Source organism: Pseudomonas sp. BF-R-30, assembly GCF_019956175.1.
GTDB classification, from domain to species: domain Bacteria; phylum Pseudomonadota; class Gammaproteobacteria; order Pseudomonadales; family Pseudomonadaceae; genus Aquipseudomonas; species Aquipseudomonas jessenii.
In genome coordinates this window covers 1-22,999 of sequence record NZ_JAHBDE010000021.1, presented here as the reverse complement: position 1 = coordinate 22,999, position 22,999 = coordinate 1, and the positions used below count along the sequence as shown (strand labels likewise).

General features: G+C 61.3%; 16 protein-coding genes. 6 read left to right on the top strand and 10 right to left on the bottom strand.

Annotated elements, in window-relative coordinates:
- Nucleotides 1–56: 56 nt before the first annotated feature.
- Nucleotides 57–1,829: an acyl-CoA dehydrogenase C-terminal domain-containing protein gene (locus tag KGB20_RS12440; protein ID WP_150813941.1), complete on the bottom strand. Its 1,773-nt coding sequence runs from the start codon at nt 1,827–1,829 to the stop codon at nt 57–59.
- A gap of 118 nt (nt 1,830–1,947) precedes the next feature.
- Nucleotides 1,948–3,570 (bottom strand): acyl-CoA synthetase, encoded by a 1,623-nt coding sequence (locus KGB20_RS12435; protein WP_150813940.1) that lies wholly within the window; start codon nt 3,568–3,570, stop codon nt 1,948–1,950.
- A gap of 230 nt (nt 3,571–3,800) precedes the next feature.
- Here KGB20_RS12435 and KGB20_RS12430 point away from each other — a divergent pair, with 230 nt between their 5' ends.
- Nucleotides 3,801–6,071 carry a PAS domain-containing sensor histidine kinase gene (locus KGB20_RS12430; protein ID WP_154861928.1) on the top strand — a complete coding sequence of 757 codons (2,271 nt, stop codon included), beginning with the start codon at nt 3,801–3,803 and terminating at the stop codon, nt 6,069–6,071.
- 10 nt (nt 6,072–6,081) lie between these two features.
- Nucleotides 6,082–6,717, top strand: coding sequence for a response regulator transcription factor (locus tag KGB20_RS12425; protein ID WP_102672425.1), 636 nt, complete (start codon nt 6,082–6,084; stop codon nt 6,715–6,717).
- A gap of 4 nt (nt 6,718–6,721) precedes the next feature.
- On the opposite strand, the gene KGB20_RS12420 is transcribed toward KGB20_RS12425, so the two are convergent.
- Together KGB20_RS12420 and KGB20_RS12415 are read right to left on the bottom strand one after the other, a co-directional pair.
- The gene (locus tag KGB20_RS12420; protein ID WP_159390163.1) at nt 6,722–11,131 is read right to left on the bottom strand and encodes a response regulator; all 4,410 of its coding nucleotides are present in this window, start codon (nt 11,129–11,131) and stop codon (nt 6,722–6,724) included.
- Between the two features lie 51 nt (nt 11,132–11,182).
- Nucleotides 11,183–12,340 (bottom strand): HD-GYP domain-containing protein, encoded by a 1,158-nt coding sequence (locus KGB20_RS12415; protein WP_154908518.1) that lies wholly within the window; start codon nt 12,338–12,340, stop codon nt 11,183–11,185.
- A gap of 281 nt (nt 12,341–12,621) precedes the next feature.
- Here KGB20_RS12415 and KGB20_RS12410 point away from each other — a divergent pair, with 281 nt between their 5' ends.
- Entirely contained in the window at nt 12,622–13,323 is a 702-nt protein-coding gene (locus tag KGB20_RS12410) for an EthD domain-containing protein (protein WP_159390164.1), read from the top strand.
- A 50-nt stretch (nt 13,324–13,373) separates the two neighbouring features.
- On the opposite strand, the gene KGB20_RS12405 is transcribed toward KGB20_RS12410, so the two are convergent.
- The 6 genes from KGB20_RS12405 to KGB20_RS12380 form a co-directional block, all read right to left on the bottom strand.
- Nucleotides 13,374–14,372: a 3-hydroxybutyryl-CoA dehydrogenase gene (locus tag KGB20_RS12405; RefSeq protein ID WP_154861932.1), complete on the bottom strand. Its 999-nt coding sequence runs from the start codon at nt 14,370–14,372 to the stop codon at nt 13,374–13,376.
- Nucleotides 14,372–15,478, bottom strand: coding sequence for an NAD/NADP-dependent octopine/nopaline dehydrogenase family protein (locus tag KGB20_RS12400; RefSeq protein ID WP_150813934.1), 1,107 nt, complete (start codon nt 15,476–15,478; stop codon nt 14,372–14,374). Before KGB20_RS12400 ends, KGB20_RS12405 begins: the two co-directional genes overlap by 1 nt.
- 96 nt (nt 15,479–15,574) lie before the next feature.
- On the bottom strand, nt 15,575–16,549 hold the full coding sequence (locus KGB20_RS12395; RefSeq protein ID WP_154908522.1) for a helix-turn-helix domain-containing protein: 975 nt from the start codon (nt 16,547–16,549) through the stop codon (nt 15,575–15,577).
- A gap of 85 nt (nt 16,550–16,634) precedes the next feature.
- Nucleotides 16,635–17,990 (bottom strand): spinster family MFS transporter, encoded by a 1,356-nt coding sequence (locus KGB20_RS12390; protein ID WP_154908524.1) that lies wholly within the window; start codon nt 17,988–17,990, stop codon nt 16,635–16,637.
- Between the two features lie 148 nt (nt 17,991–18,138).
- Nucleotides 18,139–19,389, bottom strand: a complete 1,251-nt coding sequence (locus KGB20_RS12385) for an OprD family outer membrane porin (RefSeq protein WP_159390165.1) — start codon at nt 19,387–19,389, stop codon at nt 18,139–18,141.
- Nucleotides 19,390–20,020: 631 nt separating this feature from the next.
- Entirely contained in the window at nt 20,021–20,716 is a 696-nt protein-coding gene (locus tag KGB20_RS12380) for a winged helix-turn-helix transcriptional regulator (RefSeq protein ID WP_090456076.1), read from the bottom strand.
- Between the two features lie 103 nt (nt 20,717–20,819).
- On the opposite strand from KGB20_RS12380, the gene KGB20_RS12375 reads away from it, so the two are divergent.
- From KGB20_RS12375 to KGB20_RS12365, 3 genes are all read left to right on the top strand, one after another.
- Nucleotides 20,820–21,761, top strand: a complete 942-nt coding sequence (locus KGB20_RS12375) for a carbon-nitrogen hydrolase family protein (protein WP_159390166.1) — start codon at nt 20,820–20,822, stop codon at nt 21,759–21,761.
- A 71-nt stretch (nt 21,762–21,832) separates the two neighbouring features.
- On the top strand, nt 21,833–22,267 hold the full coding sequence (locus tag KGB20_RS12370) for a GFA family protein (protein ID WP_154908529.1): 435 nt from the start codon (nt 21,833–21,835) through the stop codon (nt 22,265–22,267).
- 261 nt (nt 22,268–22,528) lie between these two features.
- Nucleotides 22,529–22,999 (top strand): NAD(P)-binding protein (locus tag KGB20_RS12365; protein ID WP_223473570.1); only part of this gene is annotated, 471 nt, incomplete at its 3' end.

Sequence of the window (22,999 nt, the reverse complement as noted above, 5' to 3'; positions counted from 1 at the left end):
AGTGAATAAAAAGCGCGGGCCCGGGGAGTGGCAAGGCGCCGCGCAACGCTCAATCGTCAGAACTGTTCGTCTGCAAGGCCGTACAGGGGCGCACTGCCGGCGCGGATGCTGGCTTCCAGGCTCAGCGTCCGTGGCAGCAGGCGGGCGAAGTAGAACTCGGCGGTGGCCAGTTTGGCAGCGTAGAACGGCGGGTCCCGGTCAAGTCTGGACCGGGCCACGGCGGCCATGCGCGACCACATGTAGGCGTAGGCGACATAGCCGAACAGGTGCAGGTACTCCACGGAGGCTGCGCCGACTTCGTTGGCGTTGGCTTTGGCCCGCTCCAGCAGCCAGTTGCTGAGGCCCTCCAGACGCTCCAGGGCCTTCAGCAGTTCGCTGCCATACGCGCTTTCGTGGTGCAGCGCGAAGTGGCGCACTTCCCGAGCGAACAGGCGTAGCGCGACGCCATCGTTGGCCAGCACTTTGCGTCCGAGCAGGTCCAATGCCTGGATACCATTGGTGCCTTCGTAGATCTGTGCAATACGCACATCACGGACCAATTGTTCCTGACCCCATTCGCGAATGTAGCCATGGCCGCCGAAAACCTGCTGGCCGTTGATGCAGCTTTCCAGGCCGGTGTCGGTAAAAAACGCCTTGGCCACTGGCGTCAGCAACGCAACCAGGATCTGCGCGCAATCGCGCTCGCTGGCATCGTCGGAAAATTTCGACAGATCCAGTTGTTGCCCGACATAGCAGGCGAATGCGCGACCGCCTTCGGTCATGGCTTTCATGCCCAGCAGCATGCGCCGCACATCCGGGTGAGCGATGATCGGGTCGGCCGGTTTGTCCGGGGCCAAGGCACCGGTGGGAGCCCGACCTTGAACGCGTTCGCGAGCATAGGTGACGGCGCTCTGGTAGGACGCCTCGGCGCAGCCGATGCCCTGAATGCCAATCGACAGGCGTTCGTAATTCATCATGGTGAACATCGCCGCCAAGCCTTTGTTCTCTTCACCGACCAGCCAGCCACTGGCGCCGTCGAAGTTCATCACGCAGGTGGCCGAGGCCTTGATGCCCATCTTGTGTTCGATCGAACCGCAACTCACGGCGTTGGCCGCGCCGAGGGAACCGTCGGCATTGACCAGGACTTTAGGTACGACAAACAGCGAAATGCCCTTCGGGCCAGCAGGCGCGTCCGGCAGTTTGGCCAGTACCAGATGAACGATGTTTTCAGTCAGGTCCTGATCGCCCCCGGTGATGAAAATCTTGCTGCCGGTGATCTTGTAGCTGCCGTCAGTCTGAGGTTCGGCGCGGGTGCGGATCAGCCCCAGGTCGGTACCGGCATGGGCCTCGGTGAGGCACATGGAGCCGGCCCAGCGGCCTTCATACATCGGCGGCAGATAGAGGTTTTTCAGGGCATCGCTGGCGTGGGCGTCCAGCGCCAGGCAGGCACCGGAACTCAATGCGGAATACAGCGCAAAACTTGAGTTGGCGCCGTAGAGCATCTCTTCGAACTGCACGGCCAGCATTTTCGGCATGCCCATGCCACCAAACCCGGGGTTGCCGGACAGTCCCACCCAACCGCCTTCGATGTAGGTTGCGTAAGCCTGTTTGAAACCGATGGGGGTGGTGACCCGGCCCTCGTGCCACTGCGCGCCTTCTTCGTCACCACTGCGATTGAGGGGCGCAATCAGGTGCGAGGTGACTTTGGCCGCCTCCTCGAGAATGGCGTCTGCCGTATCGGTGTCGATGCTGTCGGTCAAGGCCGGCAGGCGCGCCCACATGGCCGGAGCATCGAACACTTCGTGCAGCACAAAGCGCATGTCGCGCAGCGGGACTTTGAATTCGGGCATAACGTAAACCTCGTTGGCACGGTTGTGTCATGGGCACGGCACAGCCGAATTCGGCCTGCACGAACCCGCAGCAGCAGGTCAAACACCTGCTGCCAGATGGATGCAATGTCAGATCGGGTCAGAGCGCCTTGGCCCGCTCGCGCAACACATACTTCTGGATCTTGCCTGTGGAAGTCTTTGGCAAGAGCGTGAAGATCACTGTGCGCGGTACTTTGAATCCGGCCAGATGCTCACGACAGAAACTGATGATGTCAGCCTCGCGAACGTCCTGGTGGTCAGCCTTCAAGGTGACGAAGGCACAGGGCGTTTCGCCCCATTTCTCATCGGGACGGGCGACCACGGCTGCTTCCATCACACCCGGGTGGCGATAGAGCACCCCTTCAAGTTCGATGGTGGAAATGTTCTCGCCGCCCGAGATGATGATGTCCTTGAGCCGGTCCTTGATTTCGACGTAACCGTCAGGATGCCAGACGGCCAGGTCACCGGTGTGGAACCAGCCGCCTTCGAACGCTTCGGCAGTGGCGCTCGGGTTCTTCAGGTAGCCCTTCATGACGGTGTTACCGCGTATGAAAATCTCACCGATAGTCTGGCCGTCACGCGGGGTTGGCTCCAGCGTTGTGCTATCGCCGACCATCAAGCCTTCCAGCGTCGGGTAGCGCACGCCCTGTCGCGACTTGATCTGCGCCCTCTCCTCCAGGGAAAACTCATCCCATTCGGCGTGCCAGGCGCAGACCGTCACCGGGCCATAGGTTTCGGTCAGGCCAAACACATGGGTGACCTTGATGCCCATCTCTTCGACGGCACCGATGACTTTGGCCGGTGGCGCAGCGCCCGCGACCAAGGCATTGACCGGGTGATCGATGGCCGCTTTCGCTGATTCGGGCATGTTCACCAGTGCATTGAGCACGATCGGCGCACCGCACAGGTGAGTGACCTGATGCTCGCGGATCAGCGTGAGGATTTTCTGTGGATCGACCCGGCGCAGGAAAACGTGCACACCCGCCAGGGCGGTGATGGTCCATGGATAGCACCAGCCATTGCAATGGAACATCGGCAGGGTCCAGAGGTACACCGGATGGTTGCCTATGGCCCAGGTCATCTGGTTGCCCAATGCGCTCAGGTAAGCGCCGCGATGGTGGTAGACCACGCCCTTGGGGTTGCCGGTGGTGCCTGAAGTGTAATTCAGCGAAATGGCCTGCCACTCGTCGCCCGGCCATTGCCAGTCGAATGCCGGGTCGCCTTCGGCCAACAGCGCTTCGTAGTCAAGGTCGCTCGCGGCCTGACCTTCACCGTATTCCGGGTCATTGACGTCGATCACCAAAGGCGGGTGATCCAGCATGCCAAGCGCTGCCTGGATCACATCATGGAACTCGCGGTCGGTAATCAACACCCTGGCTTCGCCATGCTGCAGCATGAATGCGATCGCCTCGGCATCGAGGCGCACGTTGAGCGGGTTGAGCACGGCGCCGATCATCGGCACACCGAAATGCACTTCAAGCATCTCGGGAATGTTGGGCAGCATCACCGCCACCGTGTCGTCCTTGCCGATACCGCGACCGGCCAGCGCCGAGGCCAGGCGTCGGCAACGGGTGTAGGTCTGCGCCCAGGTGCGGCGAATCGAACCGTGGATGACGGCGAGGTGATCGGGATAAGTGCTGGCGGTGCGCTCGATGAAACTCAGCGGAGACAAGGCAATGTGATTGACAGCCGAAGGGCCAAGGCCTTGGTCATAGATAGACATGTGCGGGTACTCGATGGCTGATTGTTAGCTCTATGGTTGACCTTGCAGCGTAGTCGCCGCAGTCACCTTCAAAGTCCGGATGACTTTATATAACACTGCGTCATTGATATGGAAGTAGAACCTACGTCGTATAGTATTAATACTATATCTATTTCTATTAAGTCCGAATCAATGCCGCCAACGCTCCAAGGCTGGTATATGCTTGGTTTCCCTGAGAAAGTGGACCCGCAATGACCCTGACGCCCGTTCGATTGCACAGTTGGTTGCGCCTGCAGCGCGAGGGTGTGTCTCTGGCCACCCGGGCCGATGCGCTGTGTCGGGCGCTGCAGGATTGCCCTGAGGTGCAGCGGGCGGTTTACCTGAGCTGGCAGCCCAATGCGCGGATCTACAGCCATGAGGGCGCCGCTCAGCATTTGCCGCCGGGACTTGGCGACCCGGCGCTGGCCAGCGACCAGTTGCTCTTCGAGCATCTGGTCGAGGCAGGCCGCCTGGACCTGGCTCAAGTCCGTCAACTCGATTGCTGGTTGTCCGGCCGGTTGCGCCGGGCCGCGATCAGCCATGGCCAGGTATTTGATCTGGCCTTGCAGCCGGGGCAGCCGGGCTTGTTGCTGGTGGAAGTGCGCGAGGGCGTGAGTCTCGATTGGCTGGGCTGGGTGCAGGATTTGCTGACGACGCTGCTGAGCAGCGTCAACGGCCTGCTGCGTGGTTCGCCACTGTTGGGTCACGATCCGCAACCGAGCCTGTTGCTCGATGCGCAAGGTCGACCGCTGGAGTTCAACGCGGCACTGATGGCGCTGCTCGCCGAGAAGTCACTGACCGATGTGTTGGGCTTTTTACCGGTCAATCATCGGGTGCTGGTGCGTGCCTGCCTGGACCAGCAACGCGCCGTCGAAGGTGTCGAGGCTCAGTTTGAAACGCAGATCCTGATCTGGACGTTCATTCCCGATCCCCAGGACAACCGAGTGCTCGCCCGTTGCCGCGACGCCACGGCGCAAGTGCTGGCGGAGCGTGAAGCGGCCACCGCACGACGGCTGTACCGGCTGATCATCGAAAACACGACTGACCTGATATCCCGTCACACCCCCGAAGGTCGCGTTATCGATGCATCACCGGCGTCCTGGACCCTGCTCGGTTACTGGCCTGAAGAGTTGCGCGGGCAAATGGCCCAGGGCCTGTTTCATAGCCAGGACCTGGCCGCTCTGGTGCAGCGCGCGCGCGATGCGCTGGAGCAGGATGGCTATCACACCATGACCTATCGCATTCGCCATCGCGACGGCCACTACCTGTGGTTCGAAACCGCCAGCCGGGCGATCCGCGAAACCTACACCGGGGCGGTGGTCGAAATCGTCAGCATATCCCGGGACATCACGGCCCGGGTGCAGGCCGAGGAGAACAAGCGACGCCTGGCCGAAGTGGTCGAGGCCAACATTGACCCGGTGTTGTTCATCGCTCCCGAGGGCCAGGTCACTTACCTCAATCCAGCCGCGCGACGCATCCTCGGGATTGATGAGCAACAACCCATGCCGGCCCTGGCCACGTTGTTCGCAAGCGGCGACCTTGCGCGCCTGCAACGCGATGGCTGGAGGCGCGCCGAGCGCGACGGTGTCTGGAGCACCGATGCGCGTTTGCAACCACCGGGCGGGGGCACATCGGTGCCGGTGTCGCTGGTACTGCTGGCGCACCGTTCCGCCGGCGGTGAGCGTTATTACTCATTGGTCGCGCGCGACATGACCGAGCGCGAGCTGCGGGAAGTGCAACAGCGCCGTCATCAGGACGAACTGGCACACACCGCACGGCTGGTCACTCTCGGTGAACTGGCCTCGGGGATTGCCCACGAAATCAACCAGCCGCTGGCTGCCGTGGTCAACTATGCGAATGCAAGCCAGCGCTATCTACAAACGCTGGATTCCAATCCCCAGGCCGCTGCCAGAGTGACCCAGGGCCTGGAACGCATTACCCATCACGCCACCCACGCCTCCGAAGTGATCCGACGGTTACGCTCCTTTTTGCGCAAGGGACAGCGTCGCATGCAGGCGCTGAACTTGACCGACGTCGCCCGCGAAGCCGTGCGTTTGTGTGCCTGGGAGGCGAGTAATTGCCAAGTGACAATCGAGGATCGACTGCCCGATAATCTGCCCCCCGTTTATGCCGACCGCGTGTTGCTGGAACAGGTGTTGCTCAATTTGTTGCGCAATGCCATCGATGCCAACCGTGAGCAACATCCCGGGCAACCCTCTGTGATCGTGATGGCCGTGGAGCATGGCAGTGGCGCCTGCGTGGAAATCAGTGTGCGAGACCAGGGGCCGGGCGTCAGCGAGCCGGAACTGGAACAGATATTTACCCCGTTTTACACCAGCAAGGCCGATGGCCTGGGGCTCGGTCTGTCCATGAGCCGCAGCATCATCGAAGGTTTCGGTGGCGAATTGAATGCCCGGCGCCAGCCTGTCGGGCTGCTGATGTGTTGCCGCTTGCCGCTTGCCGGCCCAACAAAACAACAATAGGAATCAGGTAATGGCAGGTGTAACGGAGCACGTTGTGTACGTGGTCGATGATGACCAGGGCATGCTCGAATCGACGGTCTGGTTACTGGAGTCGGTCGGGCTCAAGGCCTTGCCGTTTACCAGTGGCGTCGCGTTCCTCGATGCCTGCGATGCAAGCCTCGATGCTTGTGTGCTGCTGGACGTTCGCATGCCCGGTATGGGCGGGTTGAACGTGCAGGAAGAAATGCGTGTGCGCCAACTGAACCTGCCCATCATCTTCGTCAGCGGGCATGCGGATGTGCCGATCGTGGTGCGCGCGTTCAAGGCCGGTGCCCATGACTTTATCGAGAAGCCCTACAACGAACAGCTGTTGCTGGACAGCGTGCAACAGGCGCTCAGCAACTGTGCCGCCAACCGTTCGGGCAACCAGGGCCACGAAGCCTTGCAGGCGCGCTTGTTGACCTTGACCCCGCGCGAGCGCGATATCCTGTTGCCATTGGTGCAGGGTTACACCACCCGCGAAATCGCGGAACAACTGGGCGTAAGTGCAAAAACCGTTGATCTGTATCGCGCGCGCGTCATGAAACGCATGCAGGCCAACACGCTGCCGGACCTGGTGGGCATGGCCATCGCGGCGCAGATGGTCGATCCGCTGAAGTTGCGTTGATTCCTCAGGACAGGTTTTCAAGCAGCTCCAGCGCCTGATCAAAATCGAAGCACTCCGCTTGCCGCACAACCCGAAGCAATTGCTCGGTCATCCGCGGGTCTGAAGCCAGCCCCTGCAGTTTGAGCAAGGCCGTCAGCGCCTGGGTGTCGCTCTCGGCCAGCAGAGACCGGACGTGGGCCAATTGCGCGTGCCATTCGCTGCCCGGTGGCACGCTTGATGAGTCTGCGCACGATGTCGGCTCGCCGAGCACCGATAAGCCTTCCTGCACCGTTGTCAGGCAACGCTCGACCTCCACCAGCCGGTCAGCCAGGTCCTGCTCCACCCCATCGCTCGTCCCATCGTTCAGACACGCCTGCTCCAGTGCGGCGGCTGCATTCGCCACTTCAACGGCACCAATGTTGCCCGCCGTTCCGCGCAGGGTATGGGCCAGCCTGACCGTCGTCGAACGATCGCCCTGGCCTCGGGCAGCCAGGAACTCGGCGCAAAAAGCCTGGTGGCTGGAGCGAAACTTGCGCAGCAGCCGCAGATAGAGCTCGACCTTGCCCATGCAGGTGCCCAGGCCCGCTTTCAAATCAATGCCGGGAAGGCTGGCTGGCAGGCTCGCCGCTGACTCCGTGGTGACCGGCGAAACGTCGGCCGACATCGCGCCACGGTCAGCTCGCGGATGTATCCACTTGGCCAACGTGGCAAACATGTCGTCGACGTTCAAGGGTTTGGAGATGTGGTCGTTCATGCCGCAGGCCAACGCCCGCTCGCGGTCCCCCGCCATGGCGTCGGCAGTCATGGCGATCACCGGCAGATTCGCCCAGCGTGGCTGCTCACGTATCTTGCGGGTCGCGGTATAACCGTCCATCACCGGCATCTGGCAGTCCATCAACACACCATCGAAGTCTGCGTCACGCTCCAGTTGGTCGAGCGCTTCTGCGCCGTGAACGGCCAGGCACAGCTCGATCCCGGCGCTCTCCAGCAGTTCACAGGCCAGCTCGCGGTTCAGCTCATTGTCTTCGACCAACAGCAGTCGCGCGCCACGCAGGCTGGCCATGGCGCTGGCACTCTGGCCGAGTCGCGAGATGGCCCGGGTATCGGCCTGGGGGATCTTGCCGAGCACCGTGCCCAGCGCCTCAAGCAAAGTGGACGGCGTCACCGGTTTGGTCAGCACCACCGGCAAATGAATGCCGTACCGACTGGCCTCTTCGCGGGCTTCCTCGCGACCGAACGCCGTGACCATGATCACCGACGGCGTTTGCGCCAGTTTGGCGGCCTGCATCTGCCGCACCGTTTCCACGCCGTCCATGCCAGGCATGCGCCAATCCATCAGCACCAGATCATAGGGCAGCACCTTCGCTTCGGCGTCCACCAGCATGGCCAGTGCGGCCCGGCCGCTTTGCGCGACGTCCACCTCCACGCCAAAACTGCGCGCCATGCTGGACAGGATCTCCCGCGCGCTGGCGTTGTCATCGACCACCAACACACGGCTGCCCAGCAATTCGTCGGCGGTCACCATGCGCCGTAAATGGCTGTCGCGCTGCACCCCCAGGCTCACCTCGAAATGGAAAGTGGAACCAAGGCCCGGCTCGCTCTCTACCCAAATGCGCCCGCCCATCAATTCCACCAGATGCCGAGAGATGGCCAGGCCCAACCCGGTGCCACCGTATTTGCGGGTGGTGGTGCTATCGGCCTGGCTGAAGGGTTGAAACAGGCGCGAGCATTGCTCGGCGTTCATGCCGATCCCGGTGTCGCGTACCCAGAAATGCAGCTGCGCCTGCTCTCCTGCCGCGCCCCGGTGCTCTACGCCGAGTACGATCTCGCCCTGCTCGGTGAACTTCGTCGCATTGTTGCCCAGGTTGATCAGCACCTGGCCAAGGCGCAACGGGTCGCCGATCAAGGCGGTCGGCAGCTCGGCATCGGTGCTGAACAGCAATTCCAGGCCTTTGTCCTCGGCTTTGAGGCCGATCATGCTGGCAAAGCCGTCGAGCACGGTCTCGAGGTGGAAGGGAATGTGCTCCAGGTGCATTTTCCCGGCCTCGATCCTGGAGAAGTCGAGGATGTCGTTGATGATCACCAACAGGTATTCCGCCGAGCGATGGACCTTTTCGATGTAGTTGCGCTGGCGGTGGTCGAGCTCGGTTCGCAATGCCAGGTAGCTCATGCCGATGATGGCGTTCATCGGTGTGCGGATCTCGTGGCTCATGGTGGCCAGGAAGTTGCTCTTGGCCCGGGTCGCCTCTTCTGCGGCCTCCCGTGCGCGCTGCACCTCGGCCTCGGCGGTCTTGCGGTCGGTGATGTCAAAGTACCAGTTGGCCCCCATGCCCCGCTCCCCCAGCGTCATCGTGACGGCCGAAACCAGTACGTCGAAGCGCTCGCCTCCAGCGCGCTGCAGGGTGGTCTCGAAGTTCAGCACTGCACCTTGCGCTGCCGCTTCGAGAAAGCGCTGGTGTGCCTGCGGGTCGACCCAGAACTGCGCCGGATCCGCACCTTCGAGTTCAGCCAGACGAGTCCCGAACAGACTGTCGAACTGCGGATTGCAGTAGGTCGGACGGCCATCGACGTCCCTGATCACCATGGCCACCGGGCTGCTGTCGAGGACTGCGCGCAACTGTGCCTCGCTGGTCTTGAGTGCCGCCTGCAGATGACGCCGTTCACTCACGTCGCGCACCGACGCGCACACGCATACGCCGTCCCCTTCCAGGCTCGGCAGATGCGACAGGCTGATCTCTGCCGAGAACAGACTTCCGTCTTTGCGCACGCCTTGCAGGTCGTCCAGGTTGGCCCCCATCTGGCGAGTGGCGCCGTGGGCCATGAAGCCCTGGCGCAGCGCCTCGTGGCGCCCTCTGCTGGCCAACGGCACCAAACGATCGATGGACTCGCCGAGCAGCTCACCGGCGCTATAGCCGAACAGCTGATCCAGTTGGCGATTGGTGCGCAGGATCTGTCCTTGGGCATCGACCACCAGCATGCCGTCCGGCGCCGCTTCGATAATCCCGCGATACCAGGCTTCGGTGGCGCGCAACGCCGATTGCTGGGTTTCCAGTGCCTGCGCCTGCTGCTCCAGTTGCAGCGCCTGTTCCGCCATTTCATTGGCCTGGCGACGGGTTTCCGCCAACAGGGTCTTGACCGCCTGATTGCGCTCCAGAATCGCCATGGCTGCGGCCAAACGTGGGGTGGCCTCCTGCAACAGCAGCAGTTCACGCTCGCCCAAGGGCTCCAGCCCGGCCAGTTCGAGCACCCCCAGCAACCGCTCGCCACGGACAATGGGTTGCAGCAGCAGGCAACGGGCCGGGACCTCGCCAAGGGGCGAGCGCAAACGCCAGTATTGCTCCGGTATCGCCTGAAACTGACGCGGCACGCGATCCACCGCGCACTGCCCCAACAGGCCGTCGCCGAACATGACTTGCGCCTCGGGTGGCCGCTCGGAATCGGTGGCATAACGACCCATCAAGAGCAGCGTGCCGGAATCCTCCTGCGCGCTGTACAGCACCCCCTGGCAGATTCCGTGCAGGCTGGCCATGCATTGCAGGAACACCTGCGCCAGTTCCGCCGGGGTTTCTGCCTGCTGCAGATCGACCTGCAATTGGGCGGTATGGGCCTTGATCCAGCGCTGGCGCTCAAGCTGTTGGGATTCGGTCTGCAGTTTGGCGATGGCCCGCGCCAGATCGCCGGTTTCGTTGTTCAGGTCGGTGTGGGGAATCGGTTGATCGAGCTGCCCCGCGGCCAATTGGTCTACCGCCACCCGCACCCGGTTCAGTGGATTGCGGATCGACTGGCTGACGACCCAGGACAACAGCAACGCCAGCGACAAACCACCGAACAACAGTACGTAGGTCAACCTGGTGCTGTGTTCGGCAAACTCGGCAATGTCCTTGGCCGTGTCGCGAATCGAGGCTTCCTTGATCTGGACGATCGCGTACAAAAGGCCGTCGGCCTGCCGGGCAAGTTGCTGGAATTCACTGCTATTGAGCAGCACCAACGCCTTGTTCTGCTGGCCCTGGTCGATCGATAGAAAGGCCTGGTCGCTATGGCGCTGCAACTGTTGCAGCAGCAGGTCGAGCTCGGCGAGGCGCGCCAGATTGTCCGCTCGCCTTAAGGTCACCTTGGCGCGGGCCACGGCCTGCTGCAGGCCTTCGCGGATATCATGCAGTTGCTGCAGGGATTCGACGCGAATCTGCGCGCTGTCGGTGCCCACCGCACGCTGCAGTGCTTGCATCATATGGGGCAATTGCACACGGGCTTCCTGCAGGTGCTCCATGCCGACCAGTTCCTGCAGATAGAGGTTCTGCATGTCCTGCTTCAGCGATTGCTGGGTGCGCAGGCTTTGCACGCCGAGCACCAGCACCAACAGCAGCAGCGCCGAGAACCCCAGGATCAGTTTGTGAAGCAGCGCGAGGCGCTCAAGCAGGGTACGCAATCCGGCCATGACTATCCTCGTGGACCTGATGAAAACACTGACGAAGGGGCAATGGCGGGTTCACGGAGCCTGGCCGATACGCTCCAGGGCAGCCCGCTTGCCGGCCATATCCTGGTCGGTATCGGCGAAGCGCTCGGCAATGGTCTGGAACTGTTCGAGGCAATCGAGGAAGGCATCGCAGATATCGGGATCGAAGTGCGTACCTCGCCCCTGACGAATAATCTCGACGGCCTGCGCGTGGGGCATCCCCGCTTTATAGACCCGACGGCTGATCAATGCGTCATAGACGTCCGCCACTGCCATCAACCGGGCGCTGACGGGGATGTCGTCACCCGCCAGCCCTTGCGGATACCCACTTCCATCCCATTTTTCCTGGTGACTGTAGGCAATCTCCTTGGCCAGGCTGAGGAACTCGGCGCGAATGCCGAGCTGATCCTCGGCATGCTGGATGGCGTCACGTCCCAGCGTTGTATGAGTCTTCATGATCTCGAATTCTTCCTCGGTATAGCGTCCCGGCTTGAGGAGAATATGGTCGGGGATGCCGATCTTGCCGATGTCGTGCAGCGGCGCCGACTTGAACAATAATTCGATGGTGTCCTCGGTGAGAAAGTGACTGAAGCGCGGATGAGCACGCAGATGCTCGGCCAGCACCTTGATGTAATGCTGGGTCCGCCGGATATGGTTGCCCGTTTCGTTATCGCGAGTCTCGGCCAGTGAAGCCATGGCCTGGATGGCCACATCCTGGATCGCAATCACCTCGCGGGTCCGACGCGCCACTTCCTTCTCCAGATAGTCGTTGTGATCGCGCAGGAAGTCTGCCGCCGCCTTGAGCTTGAGCTGGGTATCCACCCGCGCCAGGACCAGCGCCGCTCTGATTGGTTTGGTGATGTAGTCGACAGCCCCCAGTTCCAGGCCATGGATCTCGTCTTCGGTGTCGGCCATGGCCGTCAGAAAGATGATGGGAATGTCACGGGTACGCGGGTCGCGCTTGAGCTGCTGCGCCACTTCATGGCCGGACAGCCCGGGCATCATCACGTCCAGCAGGATCAGGTCAGGGAGTGCGTCGCCCTGTAGTACGCGCAAAGCCTTTTCACCGCTATTGGCAGCCTTGACCCGGTAGCGATCCTTGAGCAGATCCGTCATCAGCATCAGGTTGTCGGGCGTGTCATCGACCACCAGCAGGGTCGGCGGACTGTAATGACTCTGTTCGGCACTCATGGCGGATGGCTCCCTTGCCGGAAATGGACATCCCGAGGCAACACTTCCAGCGCCGCCCCAGCGCAAGAGAGCTTAGCTGCTGTTCTGCGGACCTGCCCGGCGCCGAGCCCGAACCAGAAGCGTCAGCCGTTGCCCTCATAGTGTGGGTCAATAGTCTGTTTGAGGTATTACCCAACGCTGACCTTGATTGACTATGACGCCAGGGATTTTCGGTCATCCGGATGGACCAGGCAGCACGACCGCCGCTCCATCCATCAACCGCAACGAGGAGCTTGATAGCTATGGAAAAAGTCATCTATCTGCTGTGGCGTGATACCCAAGTCAGTCCTGAAACCTTCGCCCATCGCCTGCGCAGTGAGGTCGCCGGGCAATTGCAGGCACTCGGCGCCCGTGGTGTGCAATTGAACCTGGCCGATGCCGATGTGCAACCCGCCGCCGGCCTGCGCCAGGAAAACAACCGACCATTGCCCGATGGCAGCCTGTCGCTGTGGCTGGACAGTGCCAACGGGCCGGCTCGCCGCCCTTTCGATACCCTGATCAGCGCGGCAACGGCGCGCATGGCCGCCTACCTGGTCTGCGAGTCGGTCGCCATCGCCAATACCCGCGTCCCTGCAACACCCGGTGAGCGTACCCACGGGTTTGCCCAACTGGCCCTGCTGACCCGCCCTCCACGCCTGACTCCCGAGGCCTGGCTGGACATCTGGCGCAACCATCACACGACGGTGGCCGTGGACACCCAAGCCAACTTCCAGTACGTGCAAAACCTGGTGGTGTCGGCACTGACCCACGGCGCGCCACGGATCGATGCCATCGTCGAAGAATGTTTTCCGCCAGCGGCCATGACCGATCCCATGGCCTTTTTCGATGCGGCGGGCGACGAAGCGAAATTCCAGCGCAACCTGGCGGCGATGATGGACAGCTGCAGCCGCTTCATCGATTTCGACAAGATCGACGTGCTGCCCACCAGCCAGTACTGCCTGTAGGACCGGAAAATCGTCAAGCGTGTCAGGGCCCGGCCTCCGGGCCCTGATGCTCAAGCCTGCCTCAGGGCTCCATCGAATGCGGGCGTCAGCCCCGACAACTCCAGCTTGCGGACAAAGTCGCCCAGACGCTGCTGCTTGTAGGCGTCCACGTCCATGTCACGGTAGTCGTAGAAACCCTGGCCATCGCGCAAGCCATTGCGGCCGTTTTGCATGTTGTCGGCGATCACTTGTGGTGACTCGAAACGCGGTGACAGCGCTCCACTCAGGTAACGCGAGGCGTAGTACAAAATGTCGCCGCCACCCCAGTCGATGAACTCAAGCAGGCCCAGCACCGAGAAGCGCAAACCAAAGCCGACGCGTACCGCCGTGTCGATATCTTCTGCACTGGCCACGCCCTCTTCCACCATCCGTGCCGCTTCGTTCATCACCAATGCCTGAATGCGCGGCACGATGTAGCCAGCCACCGGGTTGCACACCACGGGCACCTTGCCGATGCGCTTGAGCAGTTGCAGCAGCCGTTCGACCACCTGCGGGCAGGTCGCTTCGCTGCGGCTGACTTCCACCAGCGGCATCAGGTACGCGGGATTGAGCCAGTGCGCGTTCACGAAGCGCGCAGGCGTACTGACCATTTCGCTCAGTTCCGTGACCAGGAAAGTCGAGGTGGTCGACGCGATGATGGTCGACGCCGGCACATGCTCGCTGACCCAGGCGAAGGTCTCCTGCTTGACCGCGATGACTTCCGGCACCGCTTCGAACACCAGGTCGCACCTGCGCAATGCATCTGCGGCCTGGGATCTGGATTGCAGCGTCAACCGGGCTATCGCGATGTCGGCCTGTTCCAGCCGGAGCATGCCGAGGCGTACCAGCATCTGCAATTCGCTGCGGATGTTGTTGCGCACACGTTCGAAGTAGCCGTGCCGCTCATCCTCGGCGCGATCCTTGATATCGATGAGGGTGACCGGCAGGCCCGCATGGATGAACGCCAGGGCAATGCCCTCACCCATCCGGCCGGCGCCGACCACGCTGACTTGGGGTAGCGCGGCGTTCATCAGTTGTAGCCCCTGGTCAGCAGTTCGGTCATCTGCGCCCGACTCAGCGTGGCCAGACCGAGGTTTTCCAGGGTGCGGCCTTCGGCGTAGAGATCCCGTGCAGCGACGACCGAGGCAATGCTCAGCAGGCCCTGCGCGACCGGGGTGGGCACACCGGCCCAGCGGCCGACGGACACCAGGAAGGACAGGCCCAGGCGGGTGTCTTCGAGCATGTAGCGATGCTTCTGCAGGTCGATGTCCTCGCGCCAGTCACCGCTGTCGGTCAACTTGCCATGGGCACCGCGACCGTACATCCACTCATCACCTTCGGTGGTGTTGTAGTGGTCGGCGAGAGGAAAGTGCGGCGCGCCGTAGGTCAGCGCTTCACGCACGGCCATGCGCTCGGCATCAAGCTGGTTGGTCACGCGACGAATCGACGGTTGGGTGCCTTCGTTGTGAATGTCCCAGGCCTCGAAATGCTCCAGCGGCCCCGCGTTCATCATGATCAGCGGCGGATGGATGATGGGTCCTGCGTTCATCAACGCACCGCTCAGGGCGTCTTCAATCGGTTCGACGCTCGGGTAGGCTTCACGCAGCACCGCAAAAGCATGCTCGGACAGGTTGCTGGGGAATACACCGGTCGGCAGGCGGGTGGCATAGCCGCTGATCACCAGGTCGCTGGCGCCATGCTTGCGTACCAGGTACGGCAGCGTACCGGTTTCAGCGAAGGCGACCTTGCTCCGGTTGCCCGCATCGGCCATGGCCTTGGCAAACACGAAACTGCCAAAGGTGCCCGGCGGCAGGAACACCACCTGACCGTCGTGCAGGTGCGGCGCAACATGTCTGGCCAGGTCTTCGTGGGAGGTCGACGGCAGCGGGATGATCACCAGTTGCGCGTCGCCCAGGGCTTCGGCCAGGTCGTCGGTGAACGACAACTTGTCGCCCTTCTGGCCGACTGACAACTGGCGAGTGCCCCGGTAGTCCTTGATGGTCAGGCTGCCGATGGCCAGCAGCTCTTTGAGCGCTGTGGAATCTCGACGCCACAGGCGGGTCTGGTGCCCCTTTTCAGCCATTTCGACAGCAGCGGCGTAACAGCCGTGACCACCACCCAGCACGGTAATATTCATGCAGATACTCCTTTTTGTCAGAGACTCGATCCTATCGAGCCGCACCGCCACAGACTCCTCCGATTGCGCAGCCGAATGACCGATTGCGCAGGTGTCTCAATGCTTCTGCCGCCGCAGGGTGTCCGACGGCAGGCAACCATAGCGTTGCCGATAAGCGCTGGAGAAATGCCCGAAGCTGTTGATGCCATGACGCAACAGGATATCGGTGACGGTTTCGCCGGCCCTGCCCTGCTTGAGCGACTCGTGGATGACCGCCAGGCGCCGGTCGCGGATGTACTCGACCGGCGCCTGCCGGAGGAACTGGTTGAAGCCGTTCTGCAAGGTGCGCACCGAGACACCACACAGTTCGCTCAGGGTCGTCAGGCTGATCGGTTCGTCGAGGTGTTCCTCGATGTAGTCACGGGCCTTTTTCACGTGGTGCGGCAGCGGCACGCGCGAATCGATCAACAGATCCGCGGAGTAGTTATGCGGCAGCTGCGTGAGCAGCAACTGCATCAGGTATTCGGACAGGCCGCTGGCGAGGCGCGAACCGTCAACGCCGCTGCCGTAGAGCCGGCAGATGTAGTCCAGGGTGTGATAGAGGCTGACGACGCCGGCGCCCAGGTGGTCGACGCTGACATCAAAGATCACCGACTGGCGCAGGCTGCGGCCGAGCAGGCGTTGCAGCTGCGTCTCCAGGGCATCACGGTCGACACGCAGGATCAGGTTGCGGCACTCGCCATCGGTGACGATGCGGCTTTGCGCGAACGGCGAGGAAACGCTCAGGTAGCCCGACTGCATCGCCGCGCTGCGCCGCCCGTGGGCCACTTCGCAATGCCCCTGCAAGGTGATGCGAAACAGGTACTGATCGGCAATGTCGCCGATGGTGATCTCCACCGGCGCGCCATAACGCAGGTCGAGCAGCGCCGAATCGCCGAAGAATACGCCGTTGAGCCGAGTGTAGATCGGCTCGTCACGCAGCACGTTGAAGCTGTGCGGGCACAGGTATTGGCTGACCTTGTCCTTGATCTCGCGGTAATCGGCCGAACTGAGCAGGCTGTGCCGTTCCAGCAGGTGTACGTCATTCAACATCAAGGGTTCTCCTGACGTGGAGCGTCTCGGCCCCGCTCCCTTTGACAGGAGCGAGGCCGAGACGCCGATCGTGGACTATGACCAATCAAGCCCGGGTCGGATACTCCCGGGCATAACTTTCGCGAAAACGACGGCAACCACGCCAGAGCAGCAGCACGGTCAACGCCGATGCACCGGCGATCACCAGTGACATCGACGACCCTACCGCCGCGGGCGATCCGAAGTAGCGGTCGGTCAACAGCGCCACCAGCGTAGTGCCCAGGCCCAAACCCAGCAGATTGCTGATCAGCAGGAACACGGCCGAGACCTGTGCGCGCACCTGGTTCGGTGCGAGGATCTGCATCGCCGCCGTGGACGCCGGCATCGGGAACGAGGCGAAGAACATCGCTGGCACCAACAGGGTCACCGACAGCCACAGTTGATCGACTTGAGAGAACAGCACAGCCGGCACCGCCATGCCGAGGGCGCCGATGACGCCGGTGCGCATGGCAGCGTCCTGATGACCTTTCTTGGCCAGATAATCGGTGAGCCATCCACCGAACAGCACCCCGCCGGTATTGGCCACCAACAGCACGGTGCCGAGCATGTAGCCCGCCTCCATCGGCGACAGGCCGAACTTGCGGATGTACAGCGCCGGGCTCCAGCTCATCAAGCAGAACAGGGCCATGGCGTAAAATGAAAAGCCCAGGTAATGACAGGTGAAGGTGGCGCGGTGGCGAGCGAGGAAGCGCAGGCCATCGCCCATCCCGACCTTCTTGGCCCGCCCCTGCGCATCCACCTGCAGGCCTTTGCGCGCCGGATCGCGCACGGTGAGCCAGATCAACAGGCCGACCACGATGCCGGGCAGACCGACGATGAAGAACGCCAGTTGCCAGGCCTTCATCGCACCGAGAAAGGCGACCTCGATGGTGTTCATGTCCTTGAGCATCGCGATCACATAGCCGCCCACCAGGAAGGCCAGGCCACCACCGACGAACGAGCCGATCGAGTAGATGCCCACCGCGCGGCCGAGTTTCTCCTTGGGGAACATGTCGCTGAACATCGAGTAGGCCGAGGGCGACAGGGCCGCCTCGCCGACACCGACGCCAATGCGGGCGAGGAACATGTGCAGGAAGTTCTTGCTCAAGCCGCAGGCTGCCGTCGCCAGGCTCCAGAACACGACGCCGACGGCGATGATCTTCGGTCGGGAGAAACGGTCGGCCAGATAGGCGATGGGCATGCCCATGAAGGCGTAGAACAACGAAAAGGCCAACCCGTGCAGCAGGCTGAACTGGGTGTCACTGATCTGCAGGTCGGCTTTGATCGGCTCGATCATCAGCGCCAGGATCTGCCGATCCACAAATGAAAAGATGTAGGCGATCATGCACAGGCCGACCACGTACCACTCGTAAATGTAGGTTTTCTTCTTCTGCAGGACCGCGTTATCGACCTGGATATTCACTAGTGTTTGCTCCTCTTGGAATCCGCTCATGCGTGCAGCGGTGCGCAGAACAACGACTGGAAAGTTGCGGGGCAGATGCAAAGGACAAAGGGTTCGAACATGGTCAGGCCTCTTATTGTTATGGGGACAAATCCCGGGTGGACCGGGCTTACCAGAACTTCCAGGTGTAGGTCGTGGCGACACGGAATTCGTTGTAGTCGTAGCCGTACTTCTGTTTCACGTCGATGTTGCGCAGGTCCAGCCCCAGGCCTTGCAGCGCCCCGCTCTGGACCACGTAGCTGAGACCCAGAAAGCGTTCGCTTTCCTGGTTGTCGCTCAGGTTGTTGCCACGGTCCCAGTTGGTTCCCTTGATATAGCGGGTGTAGAGCTTCAGCCCCGGCACGCCCATCCCGGCAAAGTCATAGCTGTAGCGCGCCCCCCAGGACTTTTCATCCGGGCGGACAAACCCCAGGGACGACCAGTGCACCAGGTAAGGTTGCGGGATAAAACCGTTCATCGTCGGGAACACGCTGTCACCGAGCATGCGCTGGTAACTGAGGCCAAACATGTGGGCGCCTTTGAGCAAGGTGAACAAGGCGCCGTAGGAACGGTTGTCGATCTCACCGTTCAAGGCATTGCCATCTTCATTGTTATTGAAGTAGCGCAAGTCGGTTTTAAGTTTGTAGCCACTGCCCAGGTCAGCCATATGCATCAGGCCGAAATAGTGTTGCTGATAAATGTCGTGCAACACGCCGTAGAAATAACTGGCTTGCAGGTTCTTGGTAATGTCGTAAGTTGCGCCGCCGAAGTCCAGGCCGTCACTGTCGAGATTATCGGTGGAACCAAACTTGTACAGTTTCTCGTGGTTGGAGGATTCCCGTGTCACGGCAGACCAGAACCGGCCACCGGTCATCGTCAACCCATCGACTTCCCTGGACTCGACCACGGCGCCTTGATAGATCGTATCCAGTTGCCGACTGGGGTCATCGGACGCCACCGGCAGTTGTGGACGAAGGTCACCGACCTTCAACTCGGTCTTGCTGTAGCGCATCTTGAAAGTTGCACCGGCGCGACTGTAGTCATCGGCCGTCTGCTGGTCGCGGACGCTGTACGGCAGCGAACCGTCATTGCCCGACGAGTCCAGGCGCACCGCGTACTGCGCATCCACATCAAGGCCGATTGCCAGGGCCGTGTCGGTGTAACCGGAGGTAAACTGTGCATCGAAACCCTGGGACCAACTATGCACTTCGGAAACCGGCGCATTGGTATTGGTGTAGTTACGGTGCAAGTAGAAGTTTCGCGTATCCACTTTCAAGTGACTGTCATCAACAACATCGGCATAGGCCGTCAATGGCGAACAGATAATTCCCAACACGCCGGCAATACCTAGCCCACGGCAACATTGCTTTACCTGATACATCTAACTTCTCCACATCTGTATGTGCTGGGCACTGTATTTATAGGAGCAGATTCGAACTAAAAACTAAAAATGCCGGCAGCCGAACACCGAGCCTTCTTGCACAGGAAGGCGGATTGCATCAGGGATATAAAGAACGATGGGTTCGAGCATTGTCAGACCTATTGTTGTTATGGGGTAAAGCGCCAGGCGGGCTCAGTGGAACAGCCAGCCAAGACGACACGCCTCTTGTCTACCCAAGGTAAGTGAGTAGGCGCCGCGCCGATATCGAGATGAACAGCATCCGTTGGGGGGAAAACTTCAACCCGGCTAAAGGTTTCCCTTAGTCGACTCAAAAGCGCAGGGCACACGGTGGGAGATGGCAAGCCTGAATTGCATAAGCCTTCCTTAAGCGAGTTCTTGTTGTTGGATGGGCCCTAAGCTAGCGATTGCCCTGCCTGCCAACCTCCCCGATTGCGCAGGCGATTCTCCAATTGCGCAGCCTGATGCAGACCGCCCCAGGACTGCAGCCTGGGAGCCCCCTGCAGCAACAGCACTTCGCCGCGCCATTCGGCGAACTGGAAGCCCATCCCCTGTCGCCGAGCCATTCGGATGGCGGACAAGCTGCTGATGCTCTATCGCAATCTCGAGATGGCTATTGCAAAGGCTGGATTGCAGCGCTCCGGGTACCGGCGAACGCGCTCGTGCCAAGCCAGCGCCACAGGTTTTCCGCATCCTGCACAGCGCCGTCTACACGCAGCTCTCGCGACTGAAGAACCTCCCTTGGTGTGCGGTCGCCAGTCCACACCTCGGTCAACGCGCGCACGCTGGAGTCCACGACGAGTGTGAGTTCGCGTCCGGGGTCGTCGCGGCACAGATCTGCCACACCATGTTCGACCACGAGCCACCACTCTTGCTCGCCGGACCGCGCGTCGCGGAACCTGAAGTGAATGACCACCGCCCGGGACGGGAACATCTCGATGCGCGCGAACCGGCGCACGTCCCACATGAGCAGGCCCGCGTCGAGTTCGTTATCGCGAAGGCGACTACCTATCCAACGCGCGCCCCAATGCCCTAGCGCCATGATGATGGGGCGCAGTTCCTCGCCTGCCTCGGTCAGGCTGTACTCCCAGACTTTGCCCGTGGCCGTGCGATGTACGACACCGATATCTTCCAGGTGGCGCAGCCGCTGTGCCAGCAAGCTGGTGGACATACGTGGTACGCCGCGGTGCAGTTCATTGAAGCGTTTACTGCCGCACAGCAGCTCGCGCACGACCAAAGGCGTCCAGCGCTCGCACAGTGCTTCAGCACCGCGCGCGACCGTACAGAACTGACCGTAGCTTTCATCCATCGCCCGTACTCCGCAAATACAACGCTTCAGATTCTGAACTAGCCTCGCGGTATCGCCACGCGCACGCTGAAACCTGCCAAAGCCACCGTATCAGGAGAACGCCATGACCAAGATAGCCATCATTCAGCGGCCGCCAGTGCTGCTCGATCGCAGCGCGACGATCGCCCGAGCCGTGCAATCGGTCGCTGAGGCTGCGGCGGCTGGAGCCTCGTTGGTTGTTTTACCCGAATCGTTCATTCCAGGTTACCCGTCGTGGATCTGGCGGCTGGCGGCGGGAAAAGACGGGGCTTTAATGGGCCAGTTACACACGCGTCTGCTGGCCAACGCCGTTGATATCGCGAACGGTGACCTGAACGAATTGTGCGAGGCCGCCAGCACTCATGCCGTGACGATCGTGTGCGGCATCAATGAATGCGAGCGGCGCAATGGAGGCGGCACGCTCTACAACAGCGTAGTCGTTATCGGTACGAACGGTGAAGTGCTCAACCGGCATCGCAAGCTGATGCCAACGAACCCCGAGCGCATGGTCCATGGTTTCGGTGATGCGTCAGGGTTGCGTACGGTCAATACACCCGTCGGCCGCATTGGTGCGCTCATCTGCTGGGAAAACTACATGCCCCTGGCGCGCTATTCATTGTATGCCCAGGGAGTGGAAATCTATGTCGCCCCCACGTACGACACCGGCGATGGCTGGATCAGCACGATGCGTCACATTGCACTGGAAGGTCGATGCTGGGTGATCGGCAGTGGCACCTCGTTGCGTGGCAGCGACATTCCCGATGATTTCCCGGCTCGCATGCAACTGTTTCCCGATCCGCTAGAGTGGATCAACGATGGCGACTCGGTGGTGGTCAACCCTCAAGGCCGGATCACAGCCGGTCCATTACACCGTGAGGCAGGCATTCTGTATGCGGACATCGACACCTCACTCGTGGCGCCAGCGCGACGGACGCTCGACGTCACCGGGCACTATGCGCGCCCTGACATTTTCGAACTGCAGGTGCGACGCACGCCGGCGACAGCGGTGCGCCTCATCGACGAGTGACGCTAACCAACGCTAAGGCGATCCATCCCAACTTCGACGGTATGTGTAATAACTGATGAAGGAGTCATTCCATGAGCATTCAAAGGTCTTACAAAGGCAGTTGTTTTTGCGGCGCAGTCGAGTTCACCGTCAGCGGAGAGCCGGCCGCAATGGGCTATTGCCATTGCGAGTCGTGTCGACATTGGTCAGCAGCGCCGGTCAATGCCTTCACGCTGTGGAAACCCGAGGCGGTGCAAGTAACTCGGGGGGCTGACAACATCGGCACCTACAACAAGACACCGCAGAGTTATCGCAAATGGTGCAAGAGTTGCGGCGGGCACCTCTTCACCGAACACCCAGGGATGGGGCTCATCGACGTGTATGCCGCTGTCATCCCGGATCTCGCGTATTCGCCAGGAGTTCACGTGCACTATCAAGAGGCCAGGCTGCACATCAAAGACGGGTTGCCCAAGCTGAAGGATGTCCCCAGCGAATTAGGGGGATCGGGCGTCAGCATGGACGAATAGCGCCAGCACGGTAGCGTGCGGCGATCCGACCTTGCCTGATTACGCCAGTTGCCATCTGTTCGGCAATGTCATGACCACCGGTTAACTGAAATCCAGGCCGCGTAGTTTTTCTTCGCGCATGCCGGCTTGAGTATGGACATTCAGGCTGCAGCCATTAATTCCATTGGTTATGTGGGTGAGGAGCATTCGTTCTATTGCGCGCGGCATGGGTGGCTAATCTACGGAGGTTGAGGGGGGCAACCGTCAGGAAGGTGCAACCATATGGACGCAAATCCGATCGAAACCGACTATCTGATCATCGGGGCTGGCGCGACGGCCATGGCCTTCGTCGATACGCTACTCAAGGAAACGAATGCACGTATCGTGATGGTGGATCGGCACGGTCGACCTGGCGGGCACTGGAATGATGCCTACCCTTTTGTCCGATTGCACCAGCCCTCGGCCTTCTATGGCGTCAACTCACGGGAACTGGGCAGCGCAACGAAAGACACAACGGCACTGAACGAGGGCTTGTATGAGCTGGCCTCCGGCGCCGAGGTGATGAGCTACTTCGACCAGGTGATGAATCAGCAGTTTCTGCCGTCAGGTCAGGTCCGTTACTTCCCCATGTGCGACTACACCGGCGACCGCATTGACGACCACCGGTTTACCTCGCTGATCAGCGGCGTAAGCCATCAGGTGCGGGTGCACAAAAAGGTGGTGGACGCCACCCATGCCCAGACGGCGGTGCCC